Raw genomic sequence first — 283 nt, forward strand, 5'->3', positions numbered from 1 at the left:
GTGGTGTTGATGGTTTGCTTCTGTTTTCTCCGGGCTTTGAGACATTTTCACCTTTTGTAGAGCGTTTGGCTCCCATCTTTGCGACATTTATGGACTGGGGCTGGAAGGCAGAAGAAGATAACCTAGCCCGATATCGCTCCTCGCCAATTAATGCTTCGATCGCTTACTCTGAGAGTGCACAATATGTCAGAGACTTATTTGAATCAAAGCAAACAAATGTCCCAACCCTGATTGTGATGAGCGAGGCAGACAGTGTCATTAACCCTCATGCCATCAAAGGATA

At 45.6% G+C, this 283-nt stretch carries 1 pseudogene; it reads left to right on the forward strand.

Annotation, left to right across the window (positions count from 1 at the left end):
* Window positions 1–283, forward strand: a pseudogene (locus A3766_RS30905) (alpha/beta hydrolase); the annotation flags it as partial.

The sequence above is a fragment of the Oleiphilus sp. HI0132 genome (genome assembly GCF_001635845.1).